This window comes from Alishewanella maricola, from assembly GCF_016343785.1.
In the GTDB taxonomy this organism is placed as follows: Bacteria; Pseudomonadota; Gammaproteobacteria; order Enterobacterales; family Alteromonadaceae; genus Alishewanella; species Alishewanella maricola.
In genome coordinates, this window is record NZ_JAEINI020000017.1 from 20,438 (window position 1) to 43,258 (window position 22,821).

Annotated in this window: 20 protein-coding genes and 1 tRNA gene; 14 read left to right on the forward strand and 7 right to left on the reverse strand. The window is 43.8% G+C overall.

The genetic code is table 11. The annotated features are described in order from the left end of the window. The first annotated feature begins 114 nt into the window (after nucleotides 1-114). Nucleotides 115-2,415 (forward strand): ATP-binding protein, encoded by a 2,301-nt coding sequence (locus JAO78_RS15550; protein ID WP_226752289.1) that lies wholly within the window; start codon nucleotides 115-117, stop codon nucleotides 2,413-2,415. Here the strand turns inward: JAO78_RS15550 and arcA are convergent, their stop codons facing one another. Then, complete coding sequence (arcA, locus tag JAO78_RS15555) at nucleotides 2,416-3,123, reverse strand: two-component system response regulator ArcA (protein ID WP_226752290.1); 708 nt, start codon at nucleotides 3,121-3,123, stop codon at nucleotides 2,416-2,418. It lies immediately after the preceding gene. Between the two features lie 186 nt (nucleotides 3,124-3,309). Continuing rightward, nucleotides 3,310-4,938: a sensor histidine kinase gene (locus JAO78_RS15560; protein ID WP_226752291.1), complete on the reverse strand. Its 1,629-nt coding sequence runs from the start codon at nucleotides 4,936-4,938 to the stop codon at nucleotides 3,310-3,312. 135 nt (nucleotides 4,939-5,073) lie between these two features. Between JAO78_RS15560 and JAO78_RS15565 the strand changes: the two genes are divergently transcribed. Beyond that, nucleotides 5,074-5,475 (forward strand): DUF3293 domain-containing protein, encoded by a 402-nt coding sequence (locus JAO78_RS15565; RefSeq protein WP_226752292.1) that lies wholly within the window; start codon nucleotides 5,074-5,076, stop codon nucleotides 5,473-5,475. Here JAO78_RS15565 and JAO78_RS15570 read toward each other — a convergent pair. Genes JAO78_RS15570 through trmB form a run of 3 tightly spaced genes read right to left on the reverse strand, consistent with a single transcriptional unit; the run spans nucleotide 5,472 to nucleotide 7,548 of the window. Then, on the reverse strand, nucleotides 5,472-5,789 hold the full coding sequence (locus JAO78_RS15570; protein WP_226752293.1) for a hypothetical protein: 318 nt from the start codon (nucleotides 5,787-5,789) through the stop codon (nucleotides 5,472-5,474). The two genes, JAO78_RS15565 and JAO78_RS15570, sit on opposite strands and share 4 nt — an antisense overlap. A 14-nt stretch (nucleotides 5,790-5,803) precedes the next feature. Next, a complete protein-coding gene (locus tag JAO78_RS15575; protein ID WP_226752294.1) occupies nucleotides 5,804-6,811 on the reverse strand; it encodes a methyltransferase in 1,008 nt (335 codons plus the stop codon). After that, the gene (gene trmB / locus JAO78_RS15580) at nucleotides 6,811-7,548 is read right to left on the reverse strand and encodes a tRNA (guanosine(46)-N7)-methyltransferase TrmB (RefSeq protein ID WP_226752295.1); all 738 of its coding nucleotides are present in this window, start codon (nucleotides 7,546-7,548) and stop codon (nucleotides 6,811-6,813) included. Before trmB ends, JAO78_RS15575 begins: the two co-directional genes overlap by 1 nt. A gap of 142 nt (nucleotides 7,549-7,690) precedes the next feature. On the opposite strand from trmB, the gene mutY reads away from it, so the two are divergent. The 6 genes from mutY (at nucleotide 7,691) to rlmM (ending at nucleotide 12,074) form a co-directional block, all read left to right on the forward strand. After that, a complete protein-coding gene (gene mutY / locus JAO78_RS15585) occupies nucleotides 7,691-8,749 on the forward strand; it encodes an A/G-specific adenine glycosylase (protein WP_226752296.1) in 1,059 nt (352 codons plus the stop codon). A 12-nt stretch (nucleotides 8,750-8,761) separates the two neighbouring features. Continuing rightward, nucleotides 8,762-9,028: an oxidative damage protection protein gene (locus tag JAO78_RS15590; protein ID WP_226752297.1), complete on the forward strand. Its 267-nt coding sequence runs from the start codon at nucleotides 8,762-8,764 to the stop codon at nucleotides 9,026-9,028. 68 nt (nucleotides 9,029-9,096) lie between these two features. After that, nucleotides 9,097-10,035, forward strand: a complete 939-nt coding sequence (locus tag JAO78_RS15595) for a transcriptional regulator GcvA (RefSeq protein ID WP_226752298.1) — start codon at nucleotides 9,097-9,099, stop codon at nucleotides 10,033-10,035. Continuing rightward, the gene (locus JAO78_RS15600) at nucleotides 10,028-10,648 is read left to right on the forward strand and encodes an alpha/beta family hydrolase (RefSeq protein WP_226752299.1); all 621 of its coding nucleotides are present in this window, start codon (nucleotides 10,028-10,030) and stop codon (nucleotides 10,646-10,648) included. The genes JAO78_RS15595 and JAO78_RS15600 overlap by 8 nt, the downstream gene beginning before the upstream one ends. Beyond that, entirely contained in the window at nucleotides 10,620-10,991 is a 372-nt protein-coding gene (locus tag JAO78_RS15605; protein ID WP_226752300.1) for a DUF423 domain-containing protein, read from the forward strand. The genes JAO78_RS15600 and JAO78_RS15605 overlap by 29 nt, the downstream gene beginning before the upstream one ends. A gap of 3 nt (nucleotides 10,992-10,994) precedes the next feature. Next, nucleotides 10,995-12,074 (forward strand): 23S rRNA (cytidine(2498)-2'-O)-methyltransferase RlmM, encoded by a 1,080-nt coding sequence (gene rlmM, locus JAO78_RS15610; protein ID WP_226752301.1) that lies wholly within the window; start codon nucleotides 10,995-10,997, stop codon nucleotides 12,072-12,074. On the opposite strand, the gene JAO78_RS15615 is transcribed toward rlmM, so the two are convergent. Next, nucleotides 12,071-13,258: an endonuclease/exonuclease/phosphatase family protein gene (locus tag JAO78_RS15615; protein ID WP_226752302.1), complete on the reverse strand. Its 1,188-nt coding sequence runs from the start codon at nucleotides 13,256-13,258 to the stop codon at nucleotides 12,071-12,073. The genes rlmM and JAO78_RS15615 overlap by 4 nt on opposite strands. 387 nt (nucleotides 13,259-13,645) lie before the next feature. On the opposite strand from JAO78_RS15615, the gene JAO78_RS15620 reads away from it, so the two are divergent. The 5 genes from JAO78_RS15620 to JAO78_RS15640 all read left to right on the forward strand — a co-directional run bounded on the left by JAO78_RS15620 (nucleotide 13,646) and on the right by JAO78_RS15640 (nucleotide 19,906). Next, on the forward strand, nucleotides 13,646-16,756 hold the full coding sequence (locus tag JAO78_RS15620; protein ID WP_226752303.1) for a TonB-dependent receptor: 3,111 nt from the start codon (nucleotides 13,646-13,648) through the stop codon (nucleotides 16,754-16,756). Nucleotides 16,757-16,882: 126 nt separating this feature from the next. Further along, nucleotides 16,883-17,515, forward strand: a complete 633-nt coding sequence (gene udk / locus JAO78_RS15625; protein ID WP_226752304.1) for a uridine kinase — start codon at nucleotides 16,883-16,885, stop codon at nucleotides 17,513-17,515. 18 nt (nucleotides 17,516-17,533) lie between these two features. After that, entirely contained in the window at nucleotides 17,534-18,730 is a 1,197-nt protein-coding gene (locus JAO78_RS15630) for a NupC/NupG family nucleoside CNT transporter (protein ID WP_226752305.1), read from the forward strand. A 16-nt stretch (nucleotides 18,731-18,746) separates the two neighbouring features. Beyond that, nucleotides 18,747-19,694 carry an isopenicillin N synthase family dioxygenase gene (locus JAO78_RS15635; RefSeq protein ID WP_226752306.1) on the forward strand — a complete coding sequence of 316 codons (948 nt, stop codon included), beginning with the start codon at nucleotides 18,747-18,749 and terminating at the stop codon, nucleotides 19,692-19,694. Nucleotides 19,695-19,820: 126 nt separating this feature from the next. Then, nucleotides 19,821-19,906, forward strand: a tRNA-Leu gene (locus JAO78_RS15640). 70 nt (nucleotides 19,907-19,976) lie between these two features. On the opposite strand, the gene JAO78_RS15645 is transcribed toward JAO78_RS15640, so the two are convergent. Continuing rightward, on the reverse strand, nucleotides 19,977-21,443 hold the full coding sequence (locus JAO78_RS15645; protein ID WP_226752307.1) for a RimK family ATP-grasp domain-containing protein: 1,467 nt from the start codon (nucleotides 21,441-21,443) through the stop codon (nucleotides 19,977-19,979). Between the two features lie 117 nt (nucleotides 21,444-21,560). On the opposite strand from JAO78_RS15645, the gene JAO78_RS15650 reads away from it, so the two are divergent. After that, on the forward strand, nucleotides 21,561-22,688 hold the full coding sequence (locus JAO78_RS15650) for a GNAT family N-acetyltransferase/peptidase C39 family protein (RefSeq protein WP_226752308.1): 1,128 nt from the start codon (nucleotides 21,561-21,563) through the stop codon (nucleotides 22,686-22,688). Nucleotides 22,689-22,821: the final 133 nt, after the last annotated feature.

The window sequence follows — 22,821 nt, forward strand, 5'->3', positions numbered from 1 at the left end:
CTGTTTGCTTATCTGGTAAAATTTATTCAGCCTTTCTTTTAAGGTGATTTCTTTTGCTTTAATAGCGATGTTATCGCTGACCGCGTAGCCCAAAACAGCAGGAATGTGTTCTATATGCAAAATCCCGTTCACCCTCAAATTAAAGCATTTGCTAGCCGAGTGCGACATTGGGGGCATTGGCCATTAGGCATATTATTAGTAGTGCTGTTAGCGACGCTGGTATTGCTCAGTTATGTTGCTTATACCGCAGTGTTTGATCGTGAAGTGATCTTGCACGAATTACAGTTATTACTAATTTATGTTGTACCGCTATTGTCTTCCGTGATGATGGTGGTGTTTTACTTAGTGCTGAAACTCGATGGCGCTTTGCGTTTTGTTGATGATTCTGCGCAAGCTGAGCGGCAACTCAACCAATCGATGCAAGAAAATATACGCCAGCTTAACTTTGAAATTGAAGAGCGGAAAAAAGCGTTTGAAGCAAAACGCCGAGCCATTGAAGAGTTAAGAAAAGAAATTAGCGAGCGGCGCAAAACTGAGCAGGAGTTAGCTGAGCAAAGCTTATTAATCCGCTCGATTGTTGATAGCTCCCCCGATCTTTTTTATTACCGCGATGAAAAGGGCTTATTAGCCAGTTGCAATAAAATGTTTGAGAGCATAATGGCGCGGCCAATGCACGAATTAATTGGGCAAGATTTAACGAAGCTGTATGCTTTTGATAGCCCACAAGCGGCAATTTTGTCTGAGTATGGCTTACCATCACCTGAAACCGAATTAACGCTAGATATCGAATTTAAACAAGCTGACAATTCAATCAGTTGGTTTGAAATGCGTCATCTGCCTTTTTATGATCGACAAGGCCGGTATATCGGTTTGTTAGGGTTTGGGCGCGATATCACCTCGCGTAAATTAGCTGAACAAGCCCTAGAAAAAGCCTATCAAGATAAAGGCCAATTTATTGCCACCTTAAGTCATGAACTGCGCACGCCGTTAAATGGGATTGTCGGTTTATCGCGCCGCTTACTCAGCAGCAATTTGTCGACAGAGCAATTTAGCTGGGCCAATACTATTTTTACCAGTGCCGAGACGTTGGGAAATATTTTTAACGATATTATCGATCTCGATAAAATTGATCGCCGTGAGCTTGATATTATTTATCAAAGTGTTCATCTGCAGCGCTTTTTACAAGATATCGCCAATTTTGCTGAGTTAATTTGTCAGCAAAAGGGGCTTGCGTTCAGCCTAACCACCAGCGGCAACCAGGATTGTTATTTATTGTTAGATGCTACGCGGCTGCGGCAGGTGTTATGGAATTTACTGAGCAACGCCGTTAAGTTTACGCGTCAAGGTCAGGTACAGTTAGACTGTCAAATTATTGATGAGTCGTTACTGCTTAGCGTCAGTGATACCGGTATTGGGATTGCGCAGCATGAGCAAGAGCGTATCTTTGATATGTATTATAAATCGCAAGATGGTCATCGCTTAAGTATTGTCGGCTCAGGTATCGGTTTATCGGTATCACGGGTGCTTGTTGAGGCGATGCAGGGGACTATTCGCGTGCAAAGCCAACAAGGCACGGGTAGCTGCTTTATTGTTGGTTTACCAATTATTAGTGCCGATGCACCCGCCAAAGTTGAGCCGGTTGCGTGTCCTGAGCTCACCATCTTACTCATTGAAGATGTGCCGCTAAACGCCGATATTGCCATTGCCTTACTCGAGCAACGTGGTCATACCGTGATCCACGCTGAAACAGGCGAGGATGCCTTAGCCTTACTGGATACGGAAGATGATTTAGATTTGGTGTTACTCGATATGCAATTACCTGATATGGATGGGGATGTGATTGCCAGACATATTCGAGCCGAGCCGCATTTAGCGAATTTACCGATTGTCATGCTCAGTGCTAATGTCCGAAAAGCGCAGCAAGTACTGAGCGACATTCGCTTAGATGGTGCTTTAAGTAAGCCACTAAATACGGATAAATTAGATTTATTATTAGCTGAGCTGTTTTCACCCAGTGCGTTAAAGCGCTTACAGTTAGAGCAGGCTCAGACTAAAGATGATACTGCAACACAAGATAATGCCATTCTTGATGATAAGACCTTACAAAGTTATCTGCAGTCATTAGGTAAAGAGGGCATGCAACGCAGCGCGACGTTGTTTGCGCAGCTGTTACCGGGTTATATCAATAAATTATTAGAGGCGGTAGTACAACAGCATCAAGAAGAGCTTGCAGCTAATGCGCATAAGCTTAAAGGCGCTGCGGCAGCGGTTGGTTTACGTTGGGTGCAAGAGCAGGCACGACAATTAGAAGAAACAAGTTTAAAGCAAGCAGGTTTAGAGCGAAGGATCTTGGAGTTACATTTTACTACAGAGCAGCATTTAACTGCTCTGCAGCAATATATCGAAAGTTACTAATTACTTTTCGAGTTTACCCACAAAGCGGTAACCTTCACCATGGATGGTGCTGATTAACTCTGGGCTATCCACGTCAGATTCGAAATGTTTACGAATACGGCGGATTGTCACATCGACAGTCCGATCGTTTGGCCGTAAATCACGACCTGTCATATGACGGATCAGCTGCTCGCGAGTAAAGATTTTACCTGGGGTGTCTAACATCAGACGTAATGCCCGATACTCACCTTTGGGTAGCCGACGTGCAACGCCGCTTGGTGACGTCAGATTGCGGCTGTTTTCGTCTAATGTCCAACCATTGAACTTTAAGACGCTTTTATGTTCTTCTACTACAGGCTGAGCAGAGGTACGGCCGAGCAGGTTACGAGCACGGATGGTCAATTCACGCGGATTGAACGGTTTAGTTAAATAATCATCCGCGCCAATTTCTAAGCCTAAAATGCGATCAACTTCGCTATCCCGGCCGGTTAAAAAAATCAGGCCGATATTTTCTTTTTGGCGTAACTCCCTCGCCAGAATTAAGCCATTCTTTCCTGGCAGATTAATATCCATCACGATTAGATTGACTTGATTTTCCTCCAGTTTTTTGTGCATCTCATCGCCATTAATGGCTTCGATCACATCATAACCTTCTCCCTGGAACAGACTTACCAGATTTAATCGGGTAACTTCTTCATCTTCAACGACTAGAATCACAGGTGTTTGCATTGGAGTTAAACCTTATATAGGAAGTGTAAAAGTTAAGTTTTTAAATGAAGGAAACTTGACGTTGTGTTGTCAAATTAGTGCTAATTATAGCGTGAAACGGCAAATGTTAACAAGATTTTTGTTAACATTTGCCGATACTGTCGATTAGAGTATGACTAAGTCTTTATATTTCAATCGTTAATGAAATTACTTTTTCAGCGGCTGTGCGCTGGTGGGGAAGTCGATATCAATTGTTACACCGTTCCCTAATTGACTATCAAGGTAAATGTTGCCATTTAAAGCTTGAGTAACAAGGTTGTAGACCAAGTGCATACCCAAACCGCTACCCCCCTCTCCGCGCTTAGTGGTAACAAAGGGATCAAAAATACGTTTACGAATATGCTCAGGAACACCTTTACCATCATCTTTGTAACACAAGTAACAGCGATTTTGGCGCTGCTCGGCACTGATCAGAATATGACCTTGGCTATTAGGCTCGTAAGCATGAATAAGGCTGTTCATAATCAGGTTAATTAAGATTTGGTTGATGGGCCCTGGTTTGCTGATAATAAATAAGTCGTCTGGACATTGCACAGTCAGTTGATGCGGTGTTTTTTTCAAATGAGGTCTTAATGACAATAACACTTCATTAATCAACTGTTTTAAATTAAAGCGCCGCTGATTTTCGTTAGACTGATCTACTGCTACCTGTTTAAAGCTGCTGATTAAACCGGCCGCCCGCTCCAAATTTCTATAAATAATGCCAAGGTTTTCTTTGCTATCAGCCAAAAAGCGTTCTAATTGATTAGCCGTGAGTTTTTTATCGGCAAATGCGCGTTCGATATCTTGAATACGATCTTGCATTAAGGTTGACGCGGTTACGCCTAACCCAATAGGAGTATTCACTTCATGGGCAATGCCCGCCACCATTTGCCCGAGACTGGCCATTTTCTCGGTTTCGACAATTTGCGTTTGATATTTATGTAAGGTTGCTAGGGTGTTCAATAACTCTTGATTGGAGGTTTTTAATGCCAGTGTACGCTCAGTCACTGTTTGCTCGAGGTTTTGGTTTAATTGTTTAATTTCTTGCTCGGCATGTTCGCGTTTGTGCAGCTCATTTTCAATACGATCCATCATGGTATTAAAGGCCCGGTTTAGCTGATTAAACTCGGTTAATTCAGTGGCCGGGGCGCGCACACTGTAGTCTTTACTGCGGGCGACCTGATGTACTAATGCTAATAAGGTATTAATAGGTTTGGTAAAGTATTTTAAAAGCTTAAATGCCAGAAAAAAGCATAATATCAGTGCCATGGCGGCAATCAGCAGGTTTATCAGTGTTTGCTGGCGCTGCGAGCTTAACAGTTCTTGGCGGCTTGCTCTTAAATAAACATAACCAAGCAACTTGTCATTTAGCAGGATGGCTTTGCTTTGCTCCATCAAATCATCATTAACCGCTAACGTGGTTAAGTGTTCGACTCGATGCTGTTGGGAAGGTAAAGCAGCGCTATCTGCTTTATTAAAACTGGCAAAAAAATTGAGTTTGTTTTCAGAATCATCCCATTGATAAATATGGACATATTTAATCATAGGTATCGAATCTAATGCTTTGAGGCGTTGTTCTTCTAGCTCTGGTTTATTGTGATGTAAATTGGATTGGGCATTCACTGCAATAATGTTTAGCAAGGAACTGAATTGGTTTTGTTGTTGCGTGTTTTGTCGCAGGTAATCCAGATAATTCGTGAGAAACAAGGTTAATGCCAAAGTAATGCTACAAATCAGCATAACTAACCAAATTAAAGCGGCTTTCATTGAGGTGGCTCGGGCTTTAACTGTCATTTTGTAGGCAGGACTTCCTTGTTGACTCACTAAACTTGTGTTTGATGCTAAACATATATTGGCTTTTTGCAAAGAGTTACTGGAAAAATTATTTTCGCGGTTTATAGTAATCACGAGCAATCAGTTAGGAGTGTGATGATGGAACTGTGGCAACATTACAAAAACAGTATCTTTTTATGTCATCAACGTTTAGCCACGCATCTTAGCTTTGCCATTGTGAGCGCACAAAACCCCGCAGGAGTAAATGCACCAGCCGTGTACAACCGCTTGTTGGATAAACAACTGCAAGCACAGCTGCAGCAAACCGGCTTAGCGTATCGCTCGGTTATCGGCTCGGCCCCAGATCGTTCTTTTGAAGAAAGAAGTTGGATGGTGTTGTGCGATAAAGTTCAAGCGATTGCACTTGGGCGATTGTTTACGCAAAATGCGATTTTTTGGGTTGATAAGAACGAGCTGTATCTCGTGCCAGTTTTAATGCAACAGCCAGAAGAGCACTTAGGTGGCTTCGCTAATCGTTTGGTGCTGTTACCGGCCTAACGCTCACGTCGTAACACTTGTAATATCGCTTCAACCTCAATAGGTAAATTGCTTTGTAATTGCTGCTTTAAACGCAGTTGAGCAAGTCGCGCTTCAGGTGTCGTGGCAGGGGCGAGCAGTGGACTAAAATCGGTTACGCAAATACAGCGTACCGCCATTTTATTCACATCGGGCAATTGCACGGCTCGATAAATTTGATGTGGGCAGGCGGTATTACGCAAACTGGACTGTAAGCAACTCTTAACCTGCTCAGCCGATAACTCGGCACTGCAGGCTAAGAGTAACAGTAACAATAATCGTGCTCCAATCGGCATAATTAACCTTTTAATTAATGCTTTACCGCTTGGTATATCACAAAACCATGGCGTTTCGCCAGAACGTTAACTTTACCAAAGGCTTGTTCAAACAGTTGCTGATAAGCTAAGTGGTTATTGGCCACTACCGTCAGCGTACCGCCTTTTTGCAGGCGTTGTACGCTTTGACTGATCAAGGCTTCGCTGATGCTGTAATCGGTTTTAATTCCAGTATGAAACGGCGGGTTGCTAACAATATGTTTAAAGGTTAAGGGGTGTGCCGGCAACCCATCCGCCGCGACCACTTCGCCTTTTAAACTATTCGCTTTTAACGTCGCAACCGTTGCCTTTACGGCTAACGCGGAGATGTCAGAGCAGTATAATTCAATGGCTGGCGCCTGCTGTTTTAAATAGGCACCAATAATGCCGGCACCACAAGCAAAGTCGAGCACCATACCATCTTGAATATGCGTTACATGTTCAAGCAACAATGCCGTGCCTTTATCCAGTTTGCCATGATTAAACACGCCGGGTAGCGAACACACCTTAAGGGGGCTATTAGCTATGGTAAGTGAGAACTCACTTAGCCGGTTTGCAGGAAGAGAATCAAGGGCTCCGCTTAATGAAAACCATAAACAATGCTTGGCATTATCTAATTTGTGCGCATGCAAACCCAATTTCTCGGCGTGCGTGACCAGACTTTTAATACCGCCTTTATTATCACCCACTAAGAATAGCTGTGCGTCCGCGGCTAAAGCCCCGCTAATTAATTGCAGGGTGCCCGCCAGTTGCTCTTTACTTTTGGGGTAGAAAAGCACCACGGTATTAAATTGTTCTGTAAATTTCGGTTCGGCGCTAAAGTAAACGTTTTTAGCTGCGCGTTGCCATTGATGATTGACCGCCGCATCAGTGGTAAAACAGCTGAACGAAGACAGTTCGTGCAACTGATGCGACAGTAAGTCGGCTTCAGGCTCAACAAAAAGAACAGCGCCAGTTAAATCGGCGAGATTACGTAAAATCAGCTGACTGGTGTTAGCAAGCATTAAGTTATCCTTTTAAACATAAGATCCCAAACACCATGCCCAAGCTTCTGCCCACGTTGTTCAAATTTGGTCAGCGGGCGATGTTCTGGTCGCTCGACATAGTTATTGCTCGCCGATAAATTACTAAATCCCTCGGCATGTTGCATGACTTCTAGCATATGCTCAGCGTAGTTTTCCCAATCGGTGGCCATATGAAACACGCCGCCTATTTTCAGTTTACTGCGCAGTGCTTGCACGAATTCAGCTTGGACAATGCGACGCTTGTGATGGCGTTTTTTATGCCATGGATCGGGGAAAAACAGCTGCACGGTATCCAAGCTTTGCTCTGGGATCATATGCGCTAAAACCTCTACCGCATCATGCTCAAATACTTTTAAGTTTTTAACTTGTTGTGTTACCGCTTCTGATAAACAAGCGCCTACACCAGGCCGATGCACTTCAATGCCGATAAAATCATGATCGGTCGCCGCTTGCGCCATCGCCACCAGCGATTTACCCATACCAAAACCGATTTCAAGCACTCGTGGCGCTGAGCGCGTAAACACTTGGTCAAGGTCAAGTAAACTGGGTTGATAATCAATGCCGTATTCTGACCAATAGTTATCTAGAGCATGTTGCTGACCTTTAGTTAGGCGGCCTTCACGCAGCACAAAAGAGCGGATCCGTCGCAGATAAGGGGTTTCAGTTGATGGCGATATATCTTGCTCGCGCTGCGCGTTGTTGTCCTCTGTGCTCATTTTTTGCTCCGTACACTAAATGGGGGCGTATTATCCTTGGAATAGCCTTCAAGCTCAACCTAATAAAATAGCGCTGATCTGCTACACTGCGCCACAGCATAATTAGGCGGCGCATAGCAAGCGGCTTTGAGGAGAATAAATAGTGCAGTACGCAACGTGGTTTGCCGAGCAATTGGTGCATTGGCAACAGCAACATGGTCGCAACAACTTGCCATGGCAAGTGCAAAAAAGCCCTTATAAAACCTGGCTATCGGAAGTGATGTTGCAACAAACACAGGTAGCAACGGTGATCCCGTATTTTGAACGTTTTGTGCAGCGCTTCCCTGATATTCAAAGCTTGGCGCAAGCGCCGATTGACGAGGTGTTACATCTGTGGACTGGCTTAGGTTATTACGCTCGAGCCCGCAATCTCCATAAAGCGGCGGTTGAAATTGTTACCGAGCATGCGGGGCAATTCCCGACTGATTTCGAGCAAATTGTTGCATTGCCTGGCATTGGGCGTTCTACGGCGGGCGCCATCTTATCGCTGGCGCTGGGTCAGCATTACCCCATTTTAGATGGTAACTGTAAAAGAGTCTTAGCGCGTTTCGCCGGTATTGCCGGCTGGCCAGGACAAAAACAGGTAGAGCAACAACTATGGCAGTTGGCAGAGCAATTGACCCCAGCCGACACTTTTGCTGAATTTAACCAGGGTATGATGGATTTGGGCGCCTCACTTTGTAGTCGCAGTAAACCTCGCTGCGCCGAGTGCCCACTGCAACGACATTGTTTGGCGGCATTACAAGGTGATCAAGCCTTGTATCCGGGCAAAAAACCGAAAAAAGCCATACCCGAGAAGCAAAGTTTTTGGTTGCTATTGCAACATCAGCAGCAGGTTTACATGTTGCAACGTCCAGCAAGTGGTTTGTGGGGCGGCTTATTTGGTTTTCTAGAGTTTAACAGTGCCGAGTTACGTGATGAGTATCTTTCATTGCAAGGTTTAGCCGCAATGCCAAAGTATGAGTTGGCCGGGTTTCGGCATACTTTTAGCCATTTTCATTTATGGATCCAACCCATGCTGCTCAAGCTTGAGCGCTTACCCGCAATGGTGCAGGAGCAATCTACAGCAACTTGGTTTACAATAGATCCCATACCTGAGGTTGGCTTGTCTGCTCCGGCAAAACAACTGCTGCAGCAACTCGCTGTGTATTCGCCTGATTAAGGAAATGAGTTTATGAGTCGTACAGTTTATTGTCAGTTTTTGAAAAAAGAAGCACCGGGTTTAGATTTTCAGTTCTACCCTGGTGAATTAGGCAAAAGAGTCTTTGATAACGTCAGTAAAGAAGCCTGGGCGCAATGGCAAACCAAGCAAGTGATGCTGATTAACGAAAAAAAATTAAATATGATGAACGTTGAACACCGTAAACTGTTAGAAGAGCAGATGGTCGCTTTTTTATTTGAGGGTCAAGACGTTGAGATTGAAGGCTACAAACCGCAGTAATCACCGAGCTAAACCGCATTGCTGCTTAGCATGAACTTGCCTGATGACTAATTAATGAATGGATTTTTATGGCTCGCCGTTTGCCACCACTTAACGCTTTAAAGGCATTTGAAACTGCCGCCCGGCATCTTAGTTTTACCAAGGCGGCAGAGGAAATGTATGTCACTCAGGCTGCGATTAGTCATCAAATTAAAGCGCTTGAAGATCATCTTGGGCTGAAACTTTTTATGCGTAAAAACCGCTCTTTACTCTTAACGGAAGAAGGGCAGAGTTATTTTTTAGACATTAAAGAGATTTTCCTACAATTACACGACGCCACTGAAAAGCTGTTAGCGCGTGGTGCCAAAGGCGCGTTAACGGTTAGCTTGCAGCCCAGCTTTGCTATTCAATGGTTAGTGCCGCGTTTGAACCAGTTTAGCGAGTTGCACCCTGATATCGATGTGCGCATTAAAGCGGTCGATTTAGACGAAGGCTCTTTGACCGATGATGTCGATGTCGCGATTTATTATGGCCGTGGTAATTGGCGTAATTTGGTGGCCGAAAAGCTGCATACCGAATACTTATTACCGGTATGTTCACCGCTGTTACTTAACGGCAGTAAGCCATTACTTGAGCCAGACGATTTACGCTTTCACAACTTATTGCATGATGGCTCTCGCCGCGCTTGGAAATCGTGGTTTTCAAGCCAAGGCTTTAAAAACTTTAACGTTAATCAAGGGCCTATTTTCAGTCACTCGTCGATGGTGCTGCAGGCTGCTATTCATGGTCAAGGTGTTGCCCTGGCGCATAATGTGTTAGCGCGGCCCGACATCACTTCTGGCCGATTGTTTGTGCCGTTTAATCATGTATTGATCAGCAAAGACTCGTACTACTTAGTGCATCGTGAAAGCCAAACCGAATTGGGGAAAATTGCCGCGTTTCGTCAATGGATGCTTGATATGGTGTTGGCCGAGCAAGCCGATTTTACCGAGCAGCATTTTACCAATGCGGTAGCGCTGGATGAGTAAAACAGCGGTAAAGTTGTTATTAACGCATGGGGCGGGGGCATCTTGTCACAGCGACTTTATGCAGCAACTTTGTTCAGCGCTCTTTGCAGAGCAAATTGAAGTAAGCTTATTTCATTTTGGTTATATGCAAACGCGACTAGACGGTGGCAGTCGACGGCCGCCGCCCAAAGCCACGTTGTTGCAACCTGAATTAATGTCGGCATTACAGCAGTTTGCCCGCGAGGGGCAGCCTTGTTTTATTGCGGGTAAGTCAATGGGTGGGCGTATTGCCTCTATGCTAGCGGCAGATCCAGAAGCTGCGACAATGTTGGCGGGCTGCTTTGTTTATGGTTATCCGTTTCATGCGCCGGGTAAAAGTGTTTGGCGAACGGCGCATTTTAATCAACTGACTGTCCCTTTAGTGATTGTGCAAGGTGAGCGCGACCCTTTTGGCAAGCGAAACGAGGTGGCCGCTAAACATTGGCCAGGCGTAATTCTGCACTGGTTAAACAGTGGCGACCATGATTTTAAACCCTTAAAAAGCAGTGGTCAGTCGCAAGCCTCGCTTATTATTGAGGCGGCTAGCATTACACGAAGGTACATTGATGCAATTTTGGATGAAACTCAGCCGTAGTTTAGCGGCATTATATGGTGCGGCGGTGGTGGCCTTAGCGGCTTTACTGATGCATTTATGGCAAAGCGTACTGTCGCCCGATGCGGCAACACGTATTGTGATTGCCCTGGCATTACTGGCGTTGCATAGTTTGGCTTTGCTGCAACTAGATAGAAAAACCGGCAGTCGCTTGCTAGCCTTAACCGCAGCGTTATGGCAGCTGGGAATTTGGTTATTTTGTTGGACGTTACTTGCCGGGGCTTTGCAATTACCCGGTTATTTTTCTGCTTTGGCGCCATTAGGCGGTCAAAGTTTTATTTTAGGCTGGCTGGTTTTGGCAATCGCCAACTGGCGCAGGGATTAATTAATGAAACAGTTAATGCTTTATTGTCGTGCAGGTTTTGAGAAAGAATGTGCGGCAGAAATTCAAGATCAGGCAGCAGCCTTTAACGTCTTTGGCTTTTGTAAATTAAAAGCCAATAGCGCTTTTGTTATTTTCGAGGCTTACGACGCAGACAGTTTGCGAGCGTTTTATCGTGATTTTGACTTTCGTGACTTTATCTTTATCCGTCAATGGATCCTGTTATTGGCCGAGCCATTAACCTTACCGGCAACCGATCGTATTGCACCGGTGTTAGAAGCCGCTTTAGCTCAAGAAGTGACCAGTTGCGGTGAGCTACGGGTGGAATTTCCAGATACCAATGATGGTAAAACCTTGTCGACGTTAGCGCGTAAATTTACGGTACCCTTGCGTCAAGCTTTACGCCAAGCGGGCGTGATGTTACCCAAAGAGCAAAAGCGTGCTGCAGTACTGCATTTGTTTTTAATATCGGGTAACGAGGGCTATTTGGGCCTGTCTTACCCAGAAAACAACTCTTCTTTAGAAAACGGCATTCTACGCTTAAAATTTCCAGCAGAGGCGCCCAGTCGCAGTACCTTAAAACTAGAAGAAGCGTTTTTGAGTTTTATTCCGCGCGATGAATGGGAGACCCGTTTAGCGCCGGGCATGAATGCGGTAGATTTAGGCGCAAGCCCAGGTGGTTGGACTTACCAATTAGTCAAACGCAGCATGATGGTTACGGCTATTGATAACGGTCCGATGGCAGATTCATTAATGGACACCGGGCAAGTTAAACACCAGACGGTGGATGGCTTTAAATTTGAACCGAAGAAACGTAATGTCTATTGGTTGGTTTGCGACATGATTGAACAACCACAGCGGGTTGCTCCTTTAATTGCGTCGTGGTTAGTAAAAGGCTGGTGTCAGGAAACGATCTTTAACTTAAAATTGCCAATGAAACGCCGTTACGAAACGGTCAAAGAAGTCCTTGCTGATTTTGAACAGATTTTACAGCAGGCCGGTTTAGGTTACGAGTTACAAGTAAAACACTTGTACCATGACCGAGAAGAAGTCACAGTACATGTGTTGTCGTTGGCTAAGCGTTAATTCGCGGTAAGTTCGAGTTCCAGCCAGACTAAACGATGGTCTGAGCTGGCTTCTCGGGTGCCAATCAAATAATAATCAGCGGTATCTTTTGCGGGCCAAAAAACACCTGCGTCTTTAATGTTGAATCCCTGCTTCGATGGTAAAACATAATCAGCACGCATCCGCCAACTGGCAGTGTGACTTGCCGCAAATTCACGATCTGGGCTGTGCTCTAACCCACCTACACTTTGCGGCACCACACTATTGTTAACGCTCGGGTGGCTTGTTAAGCCCGCAATGCCGGTTAATAAGGCATCTCCTTCGCCTTGGGCTGAGGCATTTAAATCACCCAAGATTACAAAGGGTTGCTGTTGTGCAATACCACCGCGCTGTCCTTGATCATCGTAAATATAATCTGATGTCTCAGCGGTTAGATAATCAGTCCAGAAGCGAATTTCGTCGTGATTACGTTTACCATTGCGATTTTCCGGGCCGTCAAAAACAGGGGGCGTAGGGTGACTGATCAGCAAATGTACCGTTTTGCCGCTCACTGACACTGGCACATCCCAATGTGACTTGGATGATAACGGAAACTCTTGCCAAGCTTCTTTACTATACCAAGGCATGCCATCAGCTTTTAACGTAGGCAAATGCTGTGGCATGTCTTTCCATTTGAAATGCTGAAATGTGCGTACTTGCTCAGCAACGATAGGGTATTTAGACAACAAAACCATGCCATATTGTCCGGGATAAAAACCAAAGCCCCAAGCATCATTACCAACCCCAGTCGCTTTACCGTTGTTGTCCAAATCATAAGGGCTGGGTTGGCCGGTATTGACGGTATGGTAATAAAAGTAGGGATAATCGATAGCTTTACTACCGGCTTGAGCTTGCTGCAGATAATTATTGATAAATGCCTGCACGCCTTGCTCAGGATCGGCAATATAGTCAAATTCATTGAGTAACAAGATATCAGGCCTTACGCGCTGAATAATCGCCGCAATGTTTTGTACTTGAGGATGATTTTTGCTCGCGAGCACATCCATTAATACCTGTGGGCTGCCTTTTTCACCCTTTTTCAAATAATTGTCGGCTTCCATACTGACATTAAAGGTGGCAACCTTCAGCGTTTGTTGTGCTAAGAGTGAGCTGGGTAGCATAGTGAACATCGCCATAATAAAAACATGAATTAATTTTGTTTGCATAACATTACCTAAAATTAACAGCCTATCATTAGACTCGCCAAGTGAGTGAGGCTATCAAGAAGTGATTAGGTTGTTTAAAAATGTAATTCGTCATTTTACATTAGAAGTATGAATAGCTTATGAAAATATGTGTTTATTAGTAATTAATCGTCAAAAAAAGATATTTTTTGAGCGTTTTTGCCTCATATTATTCGCTTCAGAAATTTGTCATGTTACAATCGTATGACGGGGAGGCTTTGGCAATAGAAAAATAGAAAAGTTCCCGTAATTTGGTAAACGTAACGAAAATGACATATTTGTCCGTTATGCTCGCCAGCAGATTGATAGCAATCTTACAAAACTAAATCGGATTTAGCTAAGAACCCACAACTACCAGGTGAAAACGATATGAAAATTAAACATTTAGCGTTGGCAGTGACACTCGCCTTGGGTGTCAGTAATTTGGCTTATGCCGATACATCTTCTGCCATTCGCGGCAATATTGTCAGCCCTACTGGACAAATTGCTTCTAATGCACGTGTAGAAATTCTGCACGTACCTTCAGGTACTCGTTCTGTTGCTGTGTCTAACGACTCAGGTGCTTTCTCTAGTTCTGGTTTACGTGTTGGCGGCCCTTACACTGTAACCATCACCAGCAACGAAGGTACAAAAACTTACGAAAATATTTTTATTTCCTTAGGTGAGACATTTCGTTTAAATGCGCAGCTTGAATCTTCTCAAGTTGAACGTATTGCAGTTACAGGCAGTGCGCTTTCTACTGGTAATAACACAGGTAGCAGCAGCTATTTTGGCGCGGCTGACATTGCCAACGCACCAAGTTTTGACCGTGACATTAAAGATATCGTTCGTAACAACCCATTAGCAGTTTTATCGTCTAAAGACGGTGAATTAAGCGTTGCGGGTACTAACCCACGTTTTAACAGCATTTCAGTTGACGGCATTGCGCAAAACGATGACTTCGGTTTGAACGCTAACGGTTACCCAACGACGCGTTCACCTATTTCTTTAGATGCTATCGATCAAGTTACCATCGACGTTTCCCCTTTTAACGCTAAAGACAGCGGTTTCCAAGGTGCAAAAATTAACGCGGTGACCAAGTCAGGCGCGAATGAAATGTTTGGTTCTTTGTTCTATGAAACACAGAATGACAAATTGGCCGGCACGCCGAAAAACCGTGGTCAAGATATTCCGTTAGCCTTTGATGAAACAACCTATGGTGCAACTTTGGGCGGCGCTATCGTTCAAGATAAATTGTTCTTCTTCGCGTCTTACGAGTTTTATGAAGCAGATACGCCAATTGAGTGGGGCCCAGCAGGTTCAGGTGCACCTAACCAAACTGACGCAACAAATGCTCAGTATTTACAAGTTCAACAAATTGCCCGTGATGTTTACGGTGTAGATGCAGGTGCTTGGGATATCTCTCCTGTCACTGACGACGAAAAGTTCTTGTTAAAGTTAGACTGGAACATTAACAATGACCATCGTGCTGCTTTTACCTATCAATACAGCAAAGGTAACCGTACGTCTAACACCTCAGGTTTTGCCGGTGAATTACGTTTATCTTCTCACTGGTACGATCGGGTAGAAGAGTTAAACAACTATGCGTTTAAACTTTATTCAGATTGGACGCCAGACTTCTCTACTCAGTTCAGCATTACTTATATCGATAACCCGACAACACAAGCATCGTACGGTGATTTCGGTGATGTAACCATTTTCACCCCAACCGGTAACATTGCTATTGGTTCAGACGTTTCTCGTCACTCAAATGAACTGAATAAAGAATCATTAATCTTAGCTATGGATGCCGATTACTTGTTGGGTGATCACAGCATTAACTTCGGTTATCAGTATAAGAGCTTAGACATCTATAACTTGTTCTTACAGCGCACTAAAGGTGAATATCAATTCGCTAGTATCGCTGACTTTGCCAATCGTCAAGCTTCTTTCTTACGTTACCAAAACGCCACTAGCTTAAATCCAGTTGATGCTGCAGCGGCCTTTACGCGTGATGAGCATGCCATTTATGTGCACGATGAATGGGCTGTTTCACCAGAATTAGTGTTAGATATGGGTATTCGTTATGAGATGCTTGCATCAAGTGACACACCTAAAGCTAACAGCCAGTCTGAAGCGCGCACGGGCTTCCCTAACACTGAAAACTTAGATGGCACGGGTATCGTGTTACCACGTTTTGGTTTTACTTGGGATGCTGCTGATGATTTAGTGGTTCGTGGTGGTGTCGGTCGTTTCTCTGGTGGTCAGCCTACCGTTTGGGTATCTAACTCCTACTCAAACCCAGGTGTAGGTATTGGTGAAGTGACGTTAAGAAGTGGCGCAGATTTATCTAACATCAGTATCACTGAGATCCCACAAAACGTGTTAAACACCGTTGCTAACTCAACACGTTTCGCGGGCACTAACTTCACCGATCCTAATTTTAAACTGCCTTCAGATTGGCGTTTCCAGTTAGCGACTGATTACAGCTTCGATTTACCGATTATTGGTGACAATATTCTGTGGACAGCTGAAGTGATGTACAAAAAAGCTGAAAATACCGCATTCTGGATTGATGCGAGCTTAACGGGTGATGAAGATGGTACAACGCTTGATGGCGGTCGTATCATTTATAACGATCCAGATGGCACAACTACCGACTTAATGCTAACCAATGCAGACAAAGACGGCCGTTCTAAAATCTTCAGCACCGTATTATTTAAAAAGTGGGATAGCGGTGTTTCATTAACCACCTCTTACACGAATCAAGATATTACGGATTCACACACCAGCACCAGTTCAACTGCCGGTAGTAACTACGGTTTCAACACTGCAATTAACCGTAACGAAGCTATCGTAGGCCGTTCAGCGTTTGAAACTGAACACCGTTTTGTGATTAACTTCGGTTATGAAACAGAACTGTTCGCCGGTTACAAAACTAACGTGAACATGTTCTTCGAGCGTCGTTCAGGTAAGCCAATCACTTATTATGCTGATGGTAACGCCGTTGCAGGTATTCCTGACCCATATGGTCTGATCAGCCCAGGTACTTTCGGTGATGCATTACTGCCGTACATCCCAACGCAAGGTGATCCAAATGTGCGTTTTGCCTCAGCAGCAGCTGAAGCCACATTCTTCAACACCATTAATGCGCTGGGCTTGGATCAATATGCCGGTGGTTATTTACCACGTGGTGTCAGCACCACGCCTTGGGTAACCACGCTTGATTTAAGTATCCGTCAAGAAATCCCAGGTTTAGTTGAAGGCCATAAAGGTTTAGTTTACTTCACTATCGATAACTTCCTGAACTTACTGGATAGCACTAAAGGCAAGGTATACGGCAGTAACTTCGGCACTATCGAGTTGTTTGAATTCACTATTGACCCAGCAACACGTCAATATGTGTATGGCAACCCATCTACCAACACCAATAACTGGGATCAGTTCTATACACAAGATTCCGCTTGGCGTTTAAAAGTAGGTGTGAAGTACACTTTCTAATACTTGCTTAATTGCATGATAAAAATGCCAGTCAATTGACTGGCATTTTTTTTAGTAGTTTTTTATTTATATCTGCAGCGTAATTAGCGATAATCGCCAACTGTTTTCTTTAAAGTAAGTGATCTTGTGGGTAAGAATACCATTATCGCCATAGCGGGCGCTTCGGCTTCCGGTAAAAGCTTATTTGCATCAACTGTTTACCAAGAACTAGTAGCTGAACTAGGTGGTGAGCGTATTGCTATTCTGTCTGAAGATGCCTATTACCGTGATCAAAGTCATTTGTCTTTTGATCAACGTATACTAACGAATTATGATCATCCCTCTGCGTTTGAACATTCGTTGTTAGTGGAACATTTAAAATTATTGCGGGCCGGTCAAAATATTGCCATGCCGCAATACAGTTACAAGCTTCATACGCGTCTAGACGAAACGATTAAAGTGCAGGCTGCTAAAGTAATTTTGGTAGAAGGTATTTTATTATTAACTGATGAGCGCTTGCGTGATGAGTTTGATATCACGGTGTTTATGGATACACCACTTGATATCTGTTTATTACGTCGAATTAAAAGGGATCTAGAAGATCGTGGCCGCAGCCTAGCCTCTGTTACTGAACAGTATGAAAGCACCGTTCGCCCCGCCTTTTTTGAGTTTATTGCACCTTCAAAACAGTATGCCGACTTGGTGGTTACCCGTGGTGGTAAAAATCAAATAGCGATTGATATTATAAAAGCAAAAATTCGCCAGTTACTGGCAGAATAACAATCAGGGAAATTACGTATGATGGGATTAGTGGGCATTGTTGCCCTGTTACTAGTGGCTTATATTGCTTCAGAAAACCGAAGCCGAATTAGATGGCGAACTGTTGGTGGTGCTTTTGCCATTCAATTAGCTATTGGTGCCTTTGTGTTGTACATACCATTTGGGAAAGACGTTCTGCTGAGTATGTCAGCTGCAGTCAGTAATGTAATTCAATACGCTAATGAAGGTATAAAGTTTTTATTCGGTGATATGGGGCGGTTTGTGTTTGCGATAAACGTACTTACCGTCATTATATTTTTCTCCTCGTTAATCGCTGTGCTTTACCACATCGGTGTGATGAAATTTGTCATTAACATCATTGGTGGTGGGTTGCAGAAGTTACTTGGTACTAGTCGGCCAGAATCAATGAGCGCTGCGGGTAATATTTTTGTCGGTCAAACTGAAGCGCCTTTAGTCGTTAAACCCTTTATCCCTTCAATGACCCGTTCTGAATTGTTTGCTGTCATGGTGGGAGGGCTAGCTTCAGTCGCTGGTTCTGTTTTGGCAGGTTATGCTTTGCTCGGCATCGAAATGAAATATCTGATTGCCGCCAGTTTTATGGCAGCCCCAGGTGGTCTGTTGATGGCCAAAATTTTGATCCCTGAAACTGATCAGCCCAAGAATGAACTCAACGAAATTAGTACTGAAAAGTCGCATACTAACTTAATTGACGCGGCGGCAGCTGGTGCGTCAAGTGGTATGCAACTGGCCTTAAATGTCGGCGCGATGTTACTAGCTTTTGTTGGGTTAATTGCGTTAGTAAACGGCATTGTTGGCGGTATCGGCAATCTGATTGGTTTCGAAGGGCTTACTTTACAACTTATCTTTGGTTATGTGTTCCAGCCTTTAGCTTTTATTCTGGGTGTGTCTTGGGATGAAGCCCGTGCTGCTGGTAGTTTTATTGGCCAGAAGTTGGTTATTAATGAATTTGTCGCATACCTCGACTTTGTGCAAGTGAAGGAACAGTTAAGCGCGCATACGCAAGTTATCGTAACGATAGCGTTGTGCGGTTTTGCTAACTTTTCTTCTATTGCTATTTTATTAGGCGGTTTGGGCGGTATGGCTCCATCTCGTCGCGCTGATATTGCTGAGCTAGGCTTAAAGGCTTTGCTTGCGGCAACATTAGCGAACTTAATGAGCGCTGCCATCGCAGGGTTCTTTTTTTACTTAGGCTAAAAAACAGGTCTTTTATATGACACAGCATGTTCCAACGTTAGATATAAGACGGTTTGCCACCGACAAAGAAAACTTTGTTGCCGAAATTGGCAAAGCCTACACTGAATTTGGATTTTGTGGCATTAGTGGCCACGGTATTCCAGATGAAGTGGTAGAGAATACGTACAAGGTGATTAAACAATTTTTTGCCTTACCGACAGAGCTGAAAGCTTCCTATGCTAAACCTGAACAAGGTGGTGCTCGGGGTTATACCGCAGTCGGTGTCGAAAAAGCAAAAGACTCTAATCATCCAGATTTAAAAGAATTCTGGCATGTTGGTCGTGAACTGGATGGGGCAGCACCGCATCCAAGTTTATATCCAAATATGTGGCCTTCTGAGATACCGGGCTTTAAAGAAGCGTCTTCAACGTTATTTACCGAGTTAGAAAAATTGGGTAATCGCGTATTAGAGGCGTTAGCTTTATATCTGCAGCAAGATCAGCACTATTTTGCCGACAAAGTGAATTATGGTAACTCCATTCTGCGAGCAATCCATTATCCACCGATTAAAGATACCACCACGCAGTCGATCCGCGCGGGTCAGCATGAGGATATTAATTTAATCACCTTACTCGTCGGTTCTAACGAAGCCGGTTTAGAAATTTTACGCCGTGATGGTAGCTGGTTACCGGTGACCACCATCGAAGGCACCATAGTGGTGAATATCGGTGATATGTTGCAGCGCTTAACTAACCATGTGTTACCGTCTACAACACATCGAGTGGTTAATCCAGCGGGAATGGCTGCGAGCGAGCCACGTTATTCTATTCCGTTTTTTATGCATCCTAACCCTGACTTTGTTATTGAAACGTTAGACAGCTGCATTAGTGAAAAACGGCCAAACTTATATCCAGAGCCGATTAACTCAAATGATTATTTGATGCAGCGGCTTGAAGAGATTGGTTTGCTGAAAAAAGCGAAGTAATAAAGGCTTTGCTTAGCAAATAACCGAACATGAAAAAACGTGCAGAATAGTTGAATCGAGTAGTTGACTAGTTTATTTGAATCGCTATACTGCACGCCATGTTAGGTGCAGTGCACAAAACATAACGCAGATGTGGTGGAATTGGTAGACACGCAAGCTTCAGGTGTTTGTGCCCACAAGGCGTGAGAGTTCGAGTCTCTCCATCTGCACCAATTAACCGGCTTTTGCCGGTTTTTTGCTTCTTAGCGTTCGACTTTTTGGTAAAGGCCTTAGCTCAACGGGCTAGCGGGTTAATTCAATTCGTCGAATAAAATCTTCTACTAGCATATCGTACAACTTATTTCCCAGATAAAGATCCTCGACACCATCATCAATGTTTGGATTATCGTTCACCTCAATTACAAACACTTGTTCACCCGCTTGTTTTAAATCAACACCATACAAACTATCACCAATAGGTTTACAGGCAGCGAGTGCGGCAGCAAGCACATGCTTTGGCACGTCGGCAATAGCACAAGTACTAAAGCCACCACTTTGTGTTTTCGTTTTACCATGTTTGTAGATTTGCCAGTGGTTCCTTGCCATAAAGTATTTACAGGCAAACAACGGTTGACCATTTAAAACCCCAATACGCCAATCAAAATCGGTAAAAGTATAACGCTGCGCCAAGATAATCGCGCTTTGCTCAAACAACGCTGCCAGTTGAGCTTTAAATTCGGTCAGCGTAGACACTTTAACAACTCCCCGAGAAAAGCTGCCATCTGGGATCTTCAATACCAAGGGTAGACCAAAGGCATCAGCTGCTTTTTCTAGGTTATCATGGTCATGTTTAAATAACATTAACCCATCTGGACTGGGCACATTATGTTGTTGAAATAAAGTTTGCAGATAAACTTTATTACCACAGCGTAATATCGAGTTAGGATCATCAATCACCGCTAACCCTTCACGCTCTGCTTTAACCGCCATATGAAAGGTATGATGATTAACGGCAGTCGTTTCGCGTATAAATAAACCATCGAATTCGGCTAATCGCTGCATATCTTTCGCAGTAATATGTTCGATGTCCATTGCCGCGCGTTTTGCTGCTTTAGCGAATAACTCTAAAGACTTGGGTGTGCAGGGGGGGAATTTCTCAGTGGGGTTAGTTAACACAGCCAAATCATATTTGAATTTAAGATTCTTAGGCTCTAAACGCCATATTTTATGACTATAGCGTTCTAACACTTCGGCAAAAAAGCTTTGTTCTGTTTCCGTTAGTTTATGCACCGCCCCTATCTTGATTGACTTAATTTGCCACTGTACTTTTTTTTGTAGCTCAACCCTAAGCACAGGAACGGGCAAAGCCTCAAATAGATAGCTGGCAAATTTGCGTAAAGCCTTAAGCTCAGTTTCACCAAAATAGATATTAAATGTGAGCTGCTCTTCTGTCGACTCCGTCAGTGCTTTAGCCAGCTGATTGCGCAGTTGGCCAGGCAATTCTTCAATAAGCTCTGAAATCTCATGTCGATTAAATTTATTAAAAGCTCTTAATGAAGGCATTACGTGGTGATTATTGGCTTCTGCTAATAGCGAGCAGTAATAACCAGTACCTAAATAATGTGCTTGGCGACATAAATTAATTACTCTTACCCGCTGCGCTTGCTTTGGTCGCCATTTTAAATAGTCGGGTAAACTCATTACCCCATCATATTGATAAAAGGGCGCCCAATCTTGCAGTTTGTCGACAACGATAATCAGTTTTGCCATAACACCATCAGTTTGTTTGAATTTTAGGTTCTTTCACAAGTATCGGAAAGGATCTGGCATATTGCTACTATACTAGTTAATAAAATTAGAATTAACGTGTCTCAGTAGGAGTCCGTATTGTCAGATGCTCAAGTTCAACCTTCTTTATCAACTATTTGTGCCGCAGAAGTTACCGATATTGCGACCTTGGTTGAGATCGAGCAAGCTTGTTTTACCACCGATAAGCTAAGTGTGCGCAGTTTTCGGCGTTTTATCAGTGAAAAGCGCAGTGACTTATATATAGCGCGTTATAAAAATGAGATTGTTGGTTATTACTTACTGCTTTATCGGCGTGGCACAAGTTTGGCTCGGCTTTACTCGATTGCATTATTACCCAGTGCTCGTGGCACAGGTATTGCTGCGCAACTATTAAAAGATGCGGAAGAAAGAGCGTTAGAACGGCATTGCGCTTTTATGCGATTAGAAGTTCGACCGGATAATGCAGCGGCTATTCGTTTATATCAAAAACTGGGCTACCATCCTTTTGGCGTTAAACTTGATTTTTATGAAGATCATACCGATGCGTTATGCATGCAGAAGCAAATCCATCATTTCCCAGCAATTGCACATCAGCGTGTAGTACCTTATATACCGCAATCGACACCTTTTACTTGTGGTCCTGCTTGCTTATTAATGGCTTTTAATTACTTTATGCCAGAGCAATATACGCCAGAGCATTTAGAAATTGATATTTGGCGAGAAGCCACTACGGTATTTATGACATCAGGTCACGGTGGTTGTGGTCCTTATGGTTTGGCCTTAGCGGCTGAGCGCAGAGGATTCGCCAGTAAAATATATGTCAATCAAGCAGGGCCGTTGTTTTTAGATACGGTGCGTAGCGCAGATAAGAAAGCGGTTATGCAACGTGTCTATCATGCCGATCACAATAAGGTGCTTACTGCGAATATTCCGTTAGCTATAGTTGAGCCTAACTTAGTTTTGATCCAACAGTTACTCGATCAGGGCTATATCTTGTTAGTACTAATCAGTACCTGGCAATTTGATCGCTCCAAGGCACCGCATTGGGTAGTGGTATGTGCCATAGATGAATTCTTCGTCTATATTAATGACCCTGATGTAGCAGACATTCCTTGGCTCTCAAATAGTGAGCGCCAATACATTCCAATCAGTCATTTGGTTTTTCTAAAGGCCTTTGGCTTTGGTAAAAAGCGTTTAAAAGCGGTTGTTGCGATAAAATCGCGCTAATAATAAACGTTTTGCTGGGATTTTCAGCAGTCAGTTAAATCCTTAATAAAAAGCACTTGCAGGATATTTAAAAGGTCCTATAATGCGCGCCATGCCACGGGGGATGCGGCGAACGAGAGTTCAGCGAAACCTG